The 16,031-nt window shown below is 39.4% G+C and carries 15 protein-coding genes; 12 read left to right on the top strand and 3 right to left on the bottom strand.

Annotated elements, in window-relative coordinates:
- Positions 1–69: 69 nt before the first annotated feature.
- The 4 genes from N4597_RS06200 to N4597_RS06180 all read left to right on the top strand — a co-directional run bounded on the left by N4597_RS06200 (position 70) and on the right by N4597_RS06180 (position 4,754).
- On the top strand, positions 70–1,101 hold the full coding sequence (locus N4597_RS06200) for a hypothetical protein (protein WP_260902921.1): 1,032 nt from the start codon (positions 70–72) through the stop codon (positions 1,099–1,101).
- Between the two features lie 137 nt (positions 1,102–1,238).
- A complete protein-coding gene (locus N4597_RS06195; RefSeq protein WP_260902920.1) occupies positions 1,239–1,799 on the top strand; it encodes a hypothetical protein in 561 nt (186 codons plus the stop codon).
- Positions 1,800–2,583: 784 nt separating this feature from the next.
- Complete coding sequence (locus N4597_RS06185; protein ID WP_260902919.1) at positions 2,584–3,981, top strand: RNA-guided endonuclease InsQ/TnpB family protein; 1,398 nt, start codon at positions 2,584–2,586, stop codon at positions 3,979–3,981.
- Between the two features lie 338 nt (positions 3,982–4,319).
- Positions 4,320–4,754, top strand: coding sequence for a DUF6994 family protein (locus N4597_RS06180; RefSeq protein WP_390892624.1), 435 nt, complete (start codon positions 4,320–4,322; stop codon positions 4,752–4,754).
- Between the two features lie 494 nt (positions 4,755–5,248).
- Here N4597_RS06180 and N4597_RS06175 read toward each other — a convergent pair whose 3' ends face one another.
- On the bottom strand, positions 5,249–6,208 hold the full coding sequence (locus tag N4597_RS06175; RefSeq protein ID WP_260902917.1) for a nucleoside hydrolase: 960 nt from the start codon (positions 6,206–6,208) through the stop codon (positions 5,249–5,251).
- A gap of 196 nt (positions 6,209–6,404) precedes the next feature.
- On the opposite strand from N4597_RS06175, the gene N4597_RS06170 reads away from it, so the two are divergent.
- The 8 genes from N4597_RS06170 (at position 6,405) to N4597_RS06135 (ending at position 14,524) form a co-directional block, all read left to right on the top strand.
- Positions 6,405–7,373: a DUF3644 domain-containing protein gene (locus N4597_RS06170; protein ID WP_260902916.1), complete on the top strand. Its 969-nt coding sequence runs from the start codon at positions 6,405–6,407 to the stop codon at positions 7,371–7,373.
- Positions 7,374–7,595: 222 nt separating this feature from the next.
- Entirely contained in the window at positions 7,596–8,075 is a 480-nt protein-coding gene (locus N4597_RS06165) for a DUF3013 family protein (RefSeq protein ID WP_172573591.1), read from the top strand.
- Between the two features lie 17 nt (positions 8,076–8,092).
- Positions 8,093–8,977: a 50S ribosomal protein L11 methyltransferase gene (prmA, locus tag N4597_RS06160; RefSeq protein ID WP_260902913.1), complete on the top strand. Its 885-nt coding sequence runs from the start codon at positions 8,093–8,095 to the stop codon at positions 8,975–8,977.
- A gap of 2 nt (positions 8,978–8,979) precedes the next feature.
- Positions 8,980–9,717, top strand: coding sequence for a 16S rRNA (uracil(1498)-N(3))-methyltransferase (locus N4597_RS06155; RefSeq protein WP_260902912.1), 738 nt, complete (start codon positions 8,980–8,982; stop codon positions 9,715–9,717).
- A 550-nt stretch (positions 9,718–10,267) separates the two neighbouring features.
- Positions 10,268–12,496 carry a RelA/SpoT family protein gene (locus N4597_RS06150; RefSeq protein ID WP_094129552.1) on the top strand — a complete coding sequence of 743 codons (2,229 nt, stop codon included), beginning with the start codon at positions 10,268–10,270 and terminating at the stop codon, positions 12,494–12,496.
- Positions 12,497–12,508: 12 nt separating this feature from the next.
- The gene (dtd, locus tag N4597_RS06145; protein WP_260902911.1) at positions 12,509–12,946 is read left to right on the top strand and encodes a D-aminoacyl-tRNA deacylase; all 438 of its coding nucleotides are present in this window, start codon (positions 12,509–12,511) and stop codon (positions 12,944–12,946) included.
- Positions 12,947–12,958: 12 nt separating this feature from the next.
- On the top strand, positions 12,959–13,903 hold the full coding sequence (locus tag N4597_RS06140) for an alpha/beta hydrolase (protein ID WP_050612341.1): 945 nt from the start codon (positions 12,959–12,961) through the stop codon (positions 13,901–13,903).
- A 3-nt stretch (positions 13,904–13,906) separates the two neighbouring features.
- On the top strand, positions 13,907–14,524 hold the full coding sequence (locus N4597_RS06135; protein WP_260902910.1) for an HAD-IA family hydrolase: 618 nt from the start codon (positions 13,907–13,909) through the stop codon (positions 14,522–14,524).
- A 37-nt stretch (positions 14,525–14,561) separates the two neighbouring features.
- On the opposite strand, the gene N4597_RS06130 is transcribed toward N4597_RS06135, so the two are convergent.
- Positions 14,562–15,011 carry a hypothetical protein gene (locus N4597_RS06130; protein WP_260902909.1) on the bottom strand — a complete coding sequence of 150 codons (450 nt, stop codon included), beginning with the start codon at positions 15,009–15,011 and terminating at the stop codon, positions 14,562–14,564.
- A gap of 11 nt (positions 15,012–15,022) precedes the next feature.
- Entirely contained in the window at positions 15,023–15,907 is an 885-nt protein-coding gene (locus N4597_RS06125; protein WP_260902908.1) for an N-acetylmuramoyl-L-alanine amidase, read from the bottom strand.
- Positions 15,908–16,031 lie beyond the last annotated feature (124 nt).

Raw genomic sequence — 16,031 nt, 5'->3', positions numbered from 1 at the left:
ATTTCATTTTAATGAAAATTAAATATAAAATAAATAATCACAAACAATTAACAAAAGGGAGAGATTATTATGAAAGGTTCAAGATTTGAAAACATTAAAGAAAATAATAATATTAAAAAGGCAGCATTAGGAATTGGTTCCTCAGTAGTATTATTCGGTGTTATTGGTGGGGGTATTTTATACAACCACAACAAACAAGTGCGTGCGGATCAAATCAATTCTGAACTAGCATTAGTACGTAAAGAAACAAATGCTATGAAGTCTCAGAAGGATGATCAGAAACGAATTGATGATTTAAAGAAATTAGAACAAGATTTTAAAGAATATAGTAAGAAGAAGGAACAAAGTAGTAAAGTATCTGACTATTATGCAACGTCTATTTCATCTGGACGTCAATATTTTACTGATCGTACAAGTCGTAGAATTAAAAATAATACATTGACAAAGGACCAATTAAAGAAAATTAATCAAAAGAACTTACAATCAAAAGCAGATGCTTTAAATAATGAAAAATTATTTATGAAGCAGAACAAAGGCGTTGTATATTCATCAGATGATATTAGGAGGTTTGGTAAAGATATTGATGCATTATTAAAACAGTATAATGAAAAATTGAATGAGATGAAAAAGAAAGCGGATCAAGATAAAGCCAAGAAGGAAGCAGAGGCGGCATCATCTTCTGCTGCAAATTCTTCTTCAGATGTTACACAAAGTTCTTCAGATAATAATTCGGAGAATAATTCATCAGTTCAACCATCTCCAAATAACAATACATCAACATCAAATAGTCAAACTGCTGGTAACTCTAATACAACAAGCAATCAGACGCAAAGTTATAATGGTTATAATGCAAATAATGGTGGAAATAGTGGATCAACTCAAACATACAATAGTGGTAGTCAACAAACATATCATGTACCAAGTCAGCAACCAAGCCAACAATATCATGCGCCAAGCACAAATTCAAATACAGTAACTTGGAATGATTATGCTGGGAAAGATCCTTCTCATATGGGTTATGTCGGGAAAATGACACAAAATGGGAATTCTGTTCAAGTAGAAACAAATCTTGGAGACACTGGAGGTTTCATTTTTAATTAATATAATATTATTAAAGCGGGAAATCCGCTTTATTTATTTATAGTATTTATAAGATTTATAAGATATAATATTATATAATGCGTAATTTAATGAATATAAAAAGATGTGATAAACTATGGTAATATGTGAGGGATGCAATGATAGATTTATCAATCATTTTAAGGATAAAATATGTATTTGTACTAAATGTAGGGGAGAAGATAGAAAATGAACTTCCGAATCACATACTTAATATGAATGATATTTTAAAATTTCCAGGTGTGTTACAAATGGATAAATATGTTGGGAAGGGAGGAGAAGCTAAATATCTGGAAATTAAGTATAAAAAGCTAAGTTTTTTCTATTTCAAATGCGAAGAATGTTTGGAATGGTTTATAAAATTGGACCATGTATATCGGGCATGCAAAAGCATTAAAAATAATGGAACAACAACATGTAGCCTAGCTTGTAGCATGCAAAGGAAAAAGAGACTTAATGTTTTTATTTATCATTGCAAAAAATGTGGGAAAAAGTTAACCAACCCAGGTGAAACTTGTCCAAACTGTAATTACAATCCAAATTTGGAAAGATTTAAGAAGATGCTTATAGAAAGTTTAGATAGGATTAAAAATTCTGGAAAATTGAATATATCCTATATTAATAGTAACATAGGAACATTTGGCAGTTGGCAAAAACATCATTGGGAAAAATATATTTGAGGAATTCAGTAATCTTAATGGGAAAATAGGAGTTTGGTCCCGATGGACTGAAGATGGAGAATGCCTAGATATTTGCAAAACCATAAATATTGGTAGAGAAGATTCTATTTAACTTAAGAGGAATGTAAATCTAACAAGGCGGTTCTTGTCAGAAACAATAGCTTAGATTCTATTTAACTTAAGAGGAATATAATGATTGAAGAAGTTGAGTATTATATATGGAGAATTAAAAAAAGACATGGGTAGTTGATGGTTATACATGGCTACATTGTCCTGTATGTGGTGAAAAGGTTATGGATTATGATATTTGTGATAATTGTAGATGGTAAAATACAGGAATTATAAATCATGATGGTGGACCTAATCATATGACACTCGAAGAAGCAAAAAAAGCTTATGCTGAAGGACGCAAGATTAATTAATGTCCAGTTATGCAAAGATAGTGTTATTTGGGCGAAGTGTATTATCATTTTGAACTCAGTCTCAGGACTGCTGCTGTAGTTTTTCTAGTATTGTAATCGAAGTAACAGAATAACGATTATCAGGATAGAATAGGAATATAGTAACATGATGTTTCTACAAGAGTTAGTCAGTTAAATTAGCACTATGATTATAAACTTAAAAGGAGTATTGGAATTTGATTATAAAACGGGCGCAAACCTCTGATTTTAATTAGGGGTCAAGCCCGCTAAACTAACTTATTTTTACCATAACAGCCTTTAAGTTGCCTTTTCATAGCTTCTGTATATTGCGATTCAATATTTCTTGAAAGGAGGTTACATAAATGGTTACAAAGAAGCGTAATAAATTCGGATACACAAGACAATATCATATTTCTTTAAGCTATCAACAAATAGAATTGTATGAAAAGGCAATCAAAACACAAAATGAGTTATACCAATTTGCATTGAATTACTTGTATAAGACTTATGGCCATAAACATATTGGCAGACCGTTGCCTTTTGGGAAAGGAATAAACTACCTTAATAATAAAATTAAGGCAATGTTTATTAAAGAAAAATACGACTTAAAACGTTGGAATGTTAAGAAACTAGGATTATCTTCGCACGCGGCCGATGAGTTTTTGAAAACAATCTTCACTAATTTTTCTCAATATCGTAAGAGGTTAGAACAAGCAGGGCAAATGTCAGCTGTGGAAAAATATAATCTCAGAATGAATATTACTAAAGATAAAAATGGGAAACATAAAAATCCTAAACATCGTTCATGGTATCGCAAAGGTTCAATGAATTTTTTACGGAATAATAACTCATTTAGGACAATTACTTCACAAAAATTGCCTAATGGCAATACAAGATTGGTTTCATCACACCATTTAAATGTAGCCGATTTTGGAGAAATAATGGTATTTGAGAATTTAAAGCATCTTAATTTTGAAGAGATAGCTTTAACTAAGGTTAAAAGATTACCAGATAATACATTTAGACTACAAATAACCTTTACTCGTGAAAAGAAACGTAGTTCTCAAAATAAAGTTGTTGGCGCAGATTGGAACATGTTTAACAATGAAGTATTTAGAACTTCTGAAAATAAAACCATCGCAATACCTAAGGATATTGTGAAAAAAGCTAATGAATTAGAAGTAGCAAAAGATAAATTTAAATCTTTAAGAGATAGGGAATACAACAAGCGTGGTAAAACTGTTTTATGGCAAAAATATCAACGTAAACAAGCAAAATTAAGTGCCAAAAGAGCTAATATTTTAACTGAAACATACAGAAAGTTAGTTCACGAATTAGTAGACGAGTTCGATACTATCATCATCGAAAAAATAGATGCTTTTGAGATGAGAAAACGTAGTTTGTCACTGAATAAAGCGCAAAACACAGGTAAGAATAAGCGCTTAGCTTTAATCAAACCTTATGAATTAGCGAAGATTGTTGAATCATTGGTAAATAAACAAAATAAGACCCTTATTAAAGTGGATCCATATAAAACTAGCCAAGTAGAATATGGAACTGAATATGAGGAAAAGCACGAATTAAGAGCGACTAATAAAGACGGTAAACGCATATATGTTTCAGCATATACTGGTAAAGAAGTAGATAGGGATTATAACGCAGCCTTAAACATTAAAGAGTGGGGCTTACACCCAGAAAAACATGTAAAATTAAGAGATTATCCTAAATTAAAAGCAGGTAACTTGGTGGAAATAATTTAAAAAAACGAAGTTTTTTAGGAAACGGAACCAAATCCTACCGAACTAATAGCACAAAATTATGCGTATCACCCTGAGCGAGTCAAAACGGGTGCGATAATTAGTGAATATTATATATTTAGCATAATGGCGGTATTTCCAGTCATTATAACTAGGTTCGGAGCGTGTATCGTTTTTTAATGTACACGTAATGTAATCGCGTGACGCGATTCCTGCGATTTTAATCGTAGGTAGTTCAACCCGATGGAAAGGCATTTAGGAAAAGAGGCGAGGTTGTATGCACAGCCGATGCATTGCTTTCTTTTAGCCGGATTTATAGTAAATACGGATTTACTACTAGGATGATTAAGGAGTACGAAACTTACCGTAAACATCCAATTTTCTATTTTCCCTGCGAAAGAAATGGAGTCAACATGACGCGTGCGACTGTATTTGGTGATCGAATTGACTGTACCTTGCTCGATTTGAAATACTACTATACAAGGGAAAAACAATGTAAATTAAGATCGGCTTTAAAAAAAGTAAAGACAGCTAAATTCTTACAGACGTTTAGCACGTTTGAAGAACTAGTTGACTGGTATGGTATAAAAGGAAGTTTTGTCAATGAATCCTATGAAATAAATGATTTAGAAAGAGGAGCAGGCACAATTTTAAGTGATTATCATTCGGATACTAGATGGCAATGGTCGAATCAATACTATGAGAATGTAAAGAAAGCTAGTGAAAAGTTCATGGCCATTAACCAATCAGAAGGATTAGGCCACTCTAATTGCTAGTGCGTCTTAAGCAAGCATACTTTAGAAGCTGAAAGTCATAAATAATACCACCGCCATTTCAATCAAAGTAAAAGCTGAAAAATAGCGGCCCAACCACAGGTAAGTATGGTTGAGCCGCTATTATTACATGTGGAAGTAAATAACGGTTGTTATTACTGCCAGAGTAAAGCTACTAAGAGTTAAGATCAAGCCGGGCCAAGCGGGACCAATCCGGTTCCAAAAGTTACGTCCGCATAAAAAGGCGGTCAAATAGGCGGCGAGAGCAAAAACTAAGTAGACTAGTTTTAGGGGACTAAAGAAAATTAGGCAAGCTAAAGCTATCAATAAAAGGAGTATCCGGGGATTTTGGTACCAAAGTCTGAGGCCTAAAAATGCGCGGGCATAAGAAAAGCTGCGGTTTTTAGGGCCAGCGGTTAGTTTATGGCTGATGATTAACAACCAAAAACAAAAGAGGATTATTCCAAGATATGCCAAGCTTTGTTCCTTCTTTCTAATTAATTTGCCTTGAAGAGGGCGGTTAACTTAGTCATGAAGAGGTCTAAGAACCGGTCTTTATCAACATTAACTGCTGCCTTAGTGTGTAAGGCAGGGTCGTTGATGCGGGTTTCATCCCCAATTGTCCGTCCGGCAAATGGGGCTTTTGTGTCGACCTTCATGTTTAATTTTAATAAATCAACTAGGGATGGGTCAACTGCAACCGCAACTGCAAGGGGATCGTGCAAAGCACAACCGCCGAGGTGGGGGCTAGTTACTTTGTAAGCATCGATGTAGTAGTCGACGATGTCGGCGTACTTTTGGCCGGCAAGGGTGCCAAGGTCGCGCCAACTAGCTGTTTCCTTATTGGTTAACAATGTTCGGGTGGTAACATCTAATCCAACCATAGTCAGGTTTAAATTGCTTCTAAAGACAAGGTCAGCAGCTTCTGGGTCTTGGTTGATGTTAGCCTCAGTTACTGGGGTGACGTTACCAGGAACAGTTAAGGCTCCCCCCATCAAGGTGACGTTACCGATTAAGTCAACAATGGTTGGGTCTTTTTGAATAGCGGCTGCTAGGTTGGTTAGCGGACCAGTTGGGACGATAATTAACTTATCTTGGTACTTGTGAGCAGCTTCGATAAAGAAGTCAACCCCGCTTTGGGTTTCGACTTGGCGCTTAGCCTTAGGAACTTCGACTTCACCAACCCCATTTTTACCGTGAATTTGGGCACTAATTGGCATCACAGAAAAACTATCAGTGGTTGAAGAGTGACTTAAGCCTTTAAAAACAGGTACTTCGGGATGACCTAGAAGTTCTAGTAAATCCAAACTATTTTGACAAGCACGCTCAACTAGGACGTTACCATAGGAGCTCACAATCCCAATTAAATCACTTTCAGGAGTAGCGAGTGCGTAAGCGATGGCTAAGGCATCGTCAATCCCGGTATCTAAATCTAAAATCATTTTGTATTCAGCCATAAAAAAGACCCCTTTACATACTATGTACTAACTTTTTTAAGTAAATAACACGTGGATATATTTACTAACTTAAGTCTATCAAAAAATCCGAAGTTTGTAAGTGGTTTTTGCAATAAAAATAAAGATTTAGCGAAAAAATTGCTTGCGCCTAGCAAAATAGGGTAAGATAAGTAATAAACATTTTGGAGATGACTTTGTGGAAAATTTATCGAAACGCTTGGTTGATAAATGTGTCGAAGCTTTTATTATGGGGTTAGAAATTTATAATAAGCCTACTATTCGCTATAGGGTTGAGGGATTTAGTTTCTTTATTTGTAATGCATGGGAATTAATGTTAAAGGCTGAGTTGTTGAATCGAGGCATAAGTATTTATTTTAAGGATAAGCCAGGTAGAACTATTAGTCTAGAGAAAGCTACACAGCTAATATATCCTGATAAAAATACGCGAATTCGGTTAAATCTAGAAAAAATAATTGAATTAAGAAATATCAGTACGCATTTTATAACAGAAGATTATGAATTTAAATATGCTCCGCTATTTCAAGCTTGTGTTATTAACTTTACTAACGAATTATCTAAATTTCATGGTAGAGATATCACAAAATATATTCCTCAAAATTTTCTAACTATACATGCTAATTATGAACCTTTAACGAACGAAGAAATCAAATTAAAATACCCTGCTGAAATTGCTCAGAAGTTTATTAGACAAGCAAATGAAATTGACGTTTTAAATACTGAATATAATTCAGATAAATTCGCTATCAATATTGCTCAAAAGCTTTATATTACTAAAAATAGGGACAAAGCTGATTTTACTGTAAAAGTTGATAAAAATTCAAATAATAATGTCGCTATTATCAAGGATTTAAAAGATCCGTCTAACACTCATAAATACTCTTATAGCAATGTTATAACAGCGGTTAACGAAAGGTTAAAAAAGAAAAATATCACCTTGAATTATGAAGCTGGATTCAATCAATTTGTGCTCTCTTTATTTATTGATTTTTACGACGTAAAAAATAATTCTAAATTTGCTTATAAGCACGTAGTTGGTAATCAATCAAGCTACACTTATTCTCAACAGTTAATTGAAACTATTGTTAATGAGATAAAAAAAGATCCGCAACACTTTGTTGAAAGTCTAAAAAAGGCAAAAAAATAAGATAACCCCAGGCACATAGGAATTCTCAATGCACATGGCATCTACCCCATTTTGGGACCCAGCGTTAATCCTTCACAAGTTATCTTCACTTAATATTATCACCATAGTAATAGCTTTTGTCAATGGTTAGCTAGTGGGATAAATATTCTTAGTATAATTGTTGAGTTGTTATTGAGAAGGGTGATTCAAGATTATTATTAATACTACAAGGGGGACTTTCAGGTGGCAAAAGAAAATCTATTAACTTACTTACAGGCTGGCCTAGCCAAATTAGACTTTGATGGTGATTTAGACCTCAGCTGGCAAAAGGCGGAGCGAACTTTTACCTTAGAGCTGACTTTTTATGCCCAAAATCTAGCCGGGCAAGAAATCATTGATGCTAGCGGGGTAGACTCTGATCAAGAAATCATCAGTTTTGTGGATGCCATTTTACTATACGATCAGCAAAAGCCGGCTGAATTTGATACCGCCGATTACTTGGCTTGCCTACCGTTTGCTGGCAAAGCGGGTTGGACTAAGCAGCAGGCAGCCGGCTTTTTAGCTTATCTACAAGAGGTAGTAGATAACGGGCAGGCCGATTTGTTGGACTTTTTAAACGAAGAGTCTGAAACAATCTTTGAATTAAAGTTTGATGAAGAGCAACTAGCTAAATGGGTAGCTAAACAAAACCTTAGTGGTAACTTAGCCTACCCTAAATTTTAAGTAAAGGAATTGAGAAGATGGAGTGGACACAACTACTAGTTAAGACGAGTATGGAGGCCAAAGAAGCGGTCGCCAATCTTTTGATGGAAAATGGGGCCGGGGGCTTGCAGGAAATTGAAACTGACGAGCAAGCCGTTGAGTTGGTCACCTATTTTCCGGCTGAGCAAAATTTGCAGGAGTTAGCCTTAGAATTAGAAAGTAAGATTAAGGCCCTAACTACCTTCGGGCTAAATCCCGGACAAGCAACCGTTTCTTTAGCCCAAGTGGATGATGCCAGCTGGCAGACCGCCTGGGAGAAATACTACCACCCTACCCGCCTAAGCCGCTACTTAACGGTGGTTCCTGCCTGGGAAGATTATCAAGCTGGTGATGACTTAGAAAAACTGGTCTACCTTAACCCGGGCAAGGCCTTTGGAACGGGGACCCATCCGACGACCAGGTTAACCATTACGGCAATGGAAACGGTGATGCGCGGGGGTGAAACCGTGATTGATGTGGGGACTGGTTCTGGGGTCTTGGCTATCGTAGCCAAAATACTAGGGGCCAAGTCAGTGCTAGCCACGGATATTGACGAAGAAGCCATTGCCTCTGCTAAGACTAACCTAGAATTAAATCCGCAGGCTCTACCGATTGAACTAAGAGTTAACAACCTCTTAGATGGAATTGAGCAGCAGGTTGATTTGATTTTGGCCAACATTTTACCGGAATTCTTACTCCCCTTAATGCCCCAAGCCTACGCTAACCTAAACGAGGGGGGCAAGGTTATCTTATCCGGGATTATTAGCGAGCAAAAAGCTAAGGTGGTACAAGCCTTAACCACAGCGGGGTTTGAACTAGAAGCAAGTTTTAAATTAGGTGACTGGTACGGTTTAGTGGCCCAAAAACCGCGGAAGGGTGAATAAGGATGCAACGTTACTTTACTAATCAAGAAATCAAAACTGAGTACGAGTTAGACGCCACTACCTACCACCATGCGGTGGTGGTTTTGAGGATGAAGGTCGGCAGTCAATTTGAATTGGTCGACGCTAAGCAAACCGTCTACTTGATGGAACTTAGTGAGCTTGCCAATAAAGAGGCTAAGGCTAAAGTTATAAGTAAATTGGACAGCCAAGTGGAATTACCCTTGGCAATCAGTATCGCTTGCGGCTTATCCAAGGGGGATAAGGCGGAATGGATTGTCCAAAAGGGAACTGAGCTGGGGGCAAATGAGTTTATCTTCTTTAAAGGAGATTACTCCGTAGCTAAGTGGGATCAAAAAAAAGCTAAAAAGAAGGTCGACCGCTTGCAAAAGATTGCCCAGGGAGCAGCCGAACAATCACACCGGACTAAGATTCCGACCGTTAGATACGTTGAGAGTTTAAAGGAACTGACAACTTTTGAGGGGGCTAAGTTTTTAGCCTACGAAGAAGCTGCCAAGCAAGGGGAGACCAAGGCGTTGGTCAAGCTAACTCGGGAATTAAGAACTAAGGCCCAACCGCTTTTAGCTGTTTTCGGACCTGAAGGGGGAATTTCCCCGGCTGAAGTAACCCTAGCCAAGCAGGCCGGGTTTGTTCTTGGAGGCTTAGGGCCACGAATTTTACGGGCAGAAACGGCCCCCCTTTACCTGCTAGCAAGCCTTTCATATGCTTTAGAATTAGAATAAGATTAGGTAATTACTTCCAAACTTAAATAAGCTTGGGAGTATTTTTAGTTACTAAAGCCTAAGAAAGATTAATTTTCAAACTATCTTAAGCCTTGTAATGATTGACCGCCTAAGAGCAGATAGAGTAAAATAGGTAATAAGATTTTAATTTAAGAAGGGTTATTAATTTTATGCAGAAACACTTAAGACAATTACTATCGCTTAGATCCTTATGGTACCTCTGTTTTGCGGCTACCTTTTGTTTTATAGTCCCTATCATTTACGAGACACTAAATGCAACTGACATTACGGAAATTGGGTTTATTTTATTTGGCTTTGACGCTATTTTCGCCGTGGTAGTAGGCTTAATTATCGGTAAGTTGGACCATAGCATTTTCTTTACCTTGTTTTTCCCGCTAATGTTTTTATTAACTTATGGGCTCTTTTTTGATAGTTATGTCCGTTATTTTGGGTATATTTATTTGGTGCTGACAATTTTGGCATTTGGGATAACTAAAAAATAAGCCTAGCTTTGGAATTAAGCTAACGTAAAGTTTTATGGGGTGATGATATGGAAAAAGAAGTTATTTGGACAGCCGAAGATGTAATCAATATTTGTCGGCAATATATGAATGAAAAACATGTGGCGATTGTGCAAAAGGCTTGTGATTTTGCAACCTATGTTCATAAGGAACAAAGAAGAAAATCAGGAGAACCATACATTATCCATCCCATCCAGGTTGCAGGTATCTTGGCCGAGTTAAAGATGGATCCTGAAACGGTCAGTGCGGGCTTTTTACACGACGTCGTTGAAGATACCAAGGTAACCCTGGGGGATTTAGGCGAATTATTCGGCCACGATGTTGAAGTAATCGTTGACGGGGTAACAAAGTTATCTAAAATCCAGTATAAGTCCCACCAAGAACAACTAGCTGAAAATCACCGCAAGCTACTCTTGGCCATGTCCAAGGATTTACGGGTTATCATCGTTAAATTGGCCGACCGCTTGCATAATATGCGGACTTTAAGTCACCTACGGCCCGATAAACAACGGCGGATTGCAAATGAAACCCTCGAAATCTATGCTCCCTTAGCTGAACGCTTAGGGATTAGCACGATTAAGTGGGAATTAGAGGATACGTCCTTACGTTACCTCAATCCCCAACAATACTACCGGATTGCCCATTTGATGAATTCCCGGCGTGAAGAACGGGTGCGTTACATTGATGAAGTAATTGTAGAAATTAAAGACGCCATCAAGGATTTGAAGATTGATTGTGATATCTACGGGCGGCCTAAGCATATCTATTCAATCTACCACAAGATGAAGGATTTGCATAAGCAATTTAGCGAAATCTATGACTTATTAGCGGTGCGGGTAATTACTAAGTCAATCAAGGACTGTTATGCCGTCTTAGGGGCTATCCATACCCGGTGGACGCCAATGCCAGGTCGATTTAAGGACTACATTGCGATGCCTAAGGCTAATATGTACCAATCACTCCATACAACTGTGATTGGACCAAACGGGCGGCCTTTTGAAGTGCAAATTCGGACCGAAGAGATGCACCGGGTAGCTGAATATGGGATTGCTGCTCACTGGGCCTATAAGGAAGGTAAGACACAAGGCGTTAACCAGACAACGACGGGGGATAAGTTAAACCTCTTTAAAGAAATCATCGAATTTCAAAAGGAAGCCACCGATGCCAGCGACTTTATGGAAAGCGTTAAGGGCGACTTATTTGGTGACCGGGTTTACGTCTTTACCCCGAAGGGGGATGTCTTTGAGCTTCCTAAGGGGGCTGGGCCGTTAGATATGGCTTACACTATCCATACCGAAATTGGTAACCACACCTCAGGTGCAAAGGTCAACGGGAAGATTGTACCCCTAGATTATCAGGTAAAAAATGGGGATATTGTCGAAATAATGACCTCCCAAAATTCAGCCGGACCAAGTCGTGACTGGTTGGACTTAGTCCATACTAATAAGGCGCGCAATAAAATCAAACGCTTCTTTAAATTACGCGACCGGGAAGAAAATATCGTTCAAGGTCGCGACATTTTGCACTCTGCCTTGGAAGAAGCAGGCTTTAAACCAAGTGAAGTGTTAACCAATGATAACTTAAAGCGGGCTTATGAACGGCGACATTTGACCACGGCCGATGATTTATACGCTGCGATTGGCTTTGGGGAAATCCAGCCAACCGGGGTAGTTAACATCTTAACCGAAGAAATTCGTGAAAAGGCCGAAGCTGCCCGTAAGAAGGAAGCAGAGCGGGCTATCTTAGAAGACCACCAGGAATTAGAGCAAAAAGACAAGCAAACTAAGCAAACTGAAAAGAAGAAGGCCGAAGAAGGGGTCCTAATTGAAGGTATCGACAACATGTTAGTCCGGCTTAGCCACTGTTGCAGCCCAATTCCTGGCGATGAAATCGTTGGTTACATCACTAAGGGCCGGGGGGTTTCCGTACACCGAGTAGATTGTCCTAACATTAAGAGTGATGATGAAGCTAACCGCTTGATTAGTGTTACTTGGAACGTAATTCCTGATAACCGGAAATTCTATGACGCTGACTTGGAAGTGGCCGGTTATAACCGTTCTGGCTTACTAAACGATATCATCATGACCATCAGTAACAATACCAAGAACATGTCGTCAATTAACGGTCGGGTCGATCATAACAAGATGGCCATCATCACCGCCACGGTGGGCATCAAGGATTTAGAACACCTTGAACGGGTGATGGACGCTATCAAGCGAATTCCGGATGTTTACACAGTTAAACGAACAATTCATTAGAGGGGAAAGAGTATGCGCGTAGTTTTACAACGAGTTAAGGAAGCAAAAGTTGAAATTGCTGGGCAAGTTAACGGGCAAATTAAGCAGGGCCTTTTGTTGCTGGTTGGTTTTACCGATGGGGACGGGCAGGCTGAGATTGACTACTTGGCCCGAAAAATTGTTAACGTCCGTATTTTCAGCGACGAAGCTGATAAGTTAAACCTTAGTCTGCTAGATATTGGTGGGGAAATTTTATCGGTTTCCCAGTTCACTTTATATGCCCAGGTTAAAAAGGGCAACCGGCCTAGCTTCACTGAGGCACAGGATCCAAAGTTAGCCCAATTAAACTATGAGAAGTTTAACCAGGCGTTAGCTAGTTATGGACCTAAGGTTGCAACCGGCGTTTTTGGTGCCGATATGCAGGTCTCGCTCTTAAACGATGGGCCGGTAACAATTATTTACGAAGCCTAGGGGAGTGATTGTGTGGCCTTATTATCACTAGAAAAAGCTGCGCGGACTTTGTGTGAAAAAACGGGGCAATTTGTTCCAACGACCATTGGTTTGCACGTTATCAAGGAGCGCTTGGCCTTTGAACAGGCCCAACCGATTTACCTGCACCCGGTAAAAAAGATGACCGAGACAATTTGGGTGTCAGACGAAGTCGGGCAGGTAGTAGTTAGGGTCTTTTTGCCCGTTGATTTGCAGGAAGCAGAACAGGTTCCGCCCCTATTATATTTACATGGGGGGCAGTTTATTACCGGGGATGCTAAAACTTACGATAAGTTATGTCGGGAGCTGACGGCCCGAGCCCGGGTGTGTCTTTTATTTGTAGAATACAGTAACTTATTTGAAGCCAAAGCCCCGACACAGTTATTACAAGCCCAGGCGGTCTTTGATAGCCTAGCTTCTTTGGCCCTTAAGTACCCCTTGGATTTAAAGCGGGTCTTGGTTGCGGGTGATGACGTAGGGGGAACATTGGCTTTAAACGTAGCCTTAAGAGCTAAGGCTAGTAACTTACCGATTTATAAATTGTTACTATTTTATCCGGTGACCAACACCAACTTCGATACTAGTTCGTATGTTAGCTTTGCGGGGGGCTACTATTTAACCAGGGAACAGATGAAGTGGGCCTTAGAGTCCTATCGTGGTGACCTGGACTTAAAAGATTTATTGCTAGCCCCCTTGCAGGCGAGTTTTGAGCAGTTAGCCAAATTGCCGGAAACCTTAATCATGACGGCCGAAGCAGATGTTACCCGCGACGAGGCCGAAGCTTTGGCACGAAAGATGCGGGATGCAGGGGTTGATGTCAGTCAAATCCGCTTCCAGGGCATCATTCATGACTTTGTCAGCCTGCATATCTTAGACAAAACGAATGCTTGTCGGTTGGCAATGAATATTGCCACTGACTGGCTAGCTTATCGGAGGTAGGAAATGTACCAGACGTATTTTTGGGATTTTGACGGGACGCTGTTTGACAGCTACGCCGTAATGGCGTCCGCCTTAGTTTACGGTTTTAAGCGCCAGCAAGTAGAGGTAAGTAAAGACTTAGCTTATCAACTGATGCGGCAAAAGTCACGCGGAGAAGCCTTTAAAAGTTTAGGAAAGCAGTGGCCTCAAGTTGACTTAAAAAAGGCCTATGCCGACTATAAAAGTTATGAGCGCGCACATTTGCAAAGTTTGCAACCCTTCAACGGGGCTAAGGAAGTCTTGGCAGCCATCGTTGCTGCGGGCGGACAAAATTTCTTGTTGACGCATCGTAACGATGAAGCGTGGCAGTTACTAGCAAAAGCAAACTTAAAACAATATTTTACTGGCGGGGTTAGCGGGGCTGATAACTTCGCACGTAAACCCAATCCAGCTTCGCTTAAGTACCTCTGTGAGAAGTATCAAGTAAATCCGGCTAGAGCAGCCATGGTAGGAGACCGGACTTTAGATATTGAAGCAGGGCATAATGCAGGGATGGCAGGGATTTTATTTGACCCCGATGACCTAATTGAGGATTGTGAGCCTGATTTAAGGGTGACTAACCTGTCAGCAATTCTTGCCTAAAAAAGATGGCAACCAGGAATAATGGTTGCCATCTTTTTTAGTTTTCCTTTAAGTTAGTCATTGCCTTAGGGCTATTAGCTAAATAATGCCCCTTAACTTTTGTTAAGTAAAAGCGGTAGCGGTGGTTAACCAAAGGCAAGCTATCACCACGATATAAGACGTAATTACCGCTTTTAGGGTCGCGAAACCCAGCTTTATAGATAGTGAGCTGAGTTTGGCTTAGTAAGCCTTGAGAGACCTTAGTGACTTTGACCTGATAGGCCGTGTAAGTTACCCCTTTAAGCTTAAGTTGGTCGCTTTTTTGTTTGAGAATCTTAGCTTCGACCACTAAATCAGCTTGCTGTTTAATTTGAGCTAAACTGATTTTAGGTGGGGTCAAGTAGGTGGTTTGGGGGCGGCTCTTATGGTAAAGACTGAAGGCTAAGCCACCAATTGCAACTAACAAGATGAGGCTTAAAGCCCAACTTAATAAACGTTTATTAGTCATAAAAACCTCCCTTAGTTATTGTTAGCCTTGGCGTTAAAATAGGCTTTAAGTCCCATCACGATTCCATCAGTAGCGCTGTCTTGGTAATTAGCAGTGGTAATTAAGGCAAAATCTTGGCTGGTGTTAATGTAACCTAGTTCCAACAGGACGGCGGGAATGGTATTATCACGGATGACCAAGAAATCGCCAAACTCTGTCCCCCGGTTATCTAAGCCTAAATTGTCTAAGTGGCTGCTGATGTAGTAAGCTAATGGCTTGGAAGAGGCCTTGTGGTAATAGTAGCTGGTAATTCCTGAAGCCTCGTTAGGATTAGGGGAAGAGTCAAAGTGGATACTGATAAAGGCATCCGCATGCAGTTTCTCTGCTAGCGCTGGCCGGGCCTTAAGGCTGACAAATTTATCGCTATCGCGGGTAAAGTAGACCTTAGCACCTTGTTCTTTTAACTTAGAGGCCAGTTGTTTAATGTACTTTAAGGTGTAGTCCTTTTCTTTTTTGTCGCTGTTGGATAGGGCTCCAGAATCACTCCCACCATGGCCTGCATCCAAGACAATCGTAGCTTCACTAAGGCTTTGCGGCTTTAGGCGGTACTTGTTTGCTAAAACCCAATCAGGGACCCAACCGATTTGCCCAGTGCTAGTCTTAACCTGGTACCAGTGGTACTTATGGTCTAACACTTTAAGCCTACTGCCCTTGGTTAGGCTAGCTAGCTTTTGATATTCAAGTCCGGGCCCCTTAGTAAGGGCAACGGTATTAGTTTCGACAACCACCTGCTTAAAGTAGCTAATAGTTTTATAGACCAAGCTCAGCCCTAAAATCAGAATGATTGCTAGTAAAACTAACTGGTGGTGTTCAAATCCCGCCTGCTTTTTAAGGCGTGCTCGTCTTGATTCTGCCATCTAAATCCTTCCTTACAAATAAAATACACGCTTAATTATACCCTACTTTAGACTTAAAGTCAGTTTAGGCTAGAGAATTTAAACAAAAAACCAGGCTCACACTAGAACCTGGTTTCTTGTAGTA

This window comes from Ligilactobacillus agilis, assembly GCF_025311475.1.
In the GTDB taxonomy this organism is placed as follows: Bacteria; Bacillota; Bacilli; order Lactobacillales; family Lactobacillaceae; genus Ligilactobacillus; species Ligilactobacillus agilis.
The sequence above is the reverse complement of the archived record's forward strand: the minus strand, read 5'-3'. Positions and strand labels throughout refer to the sequence as shown.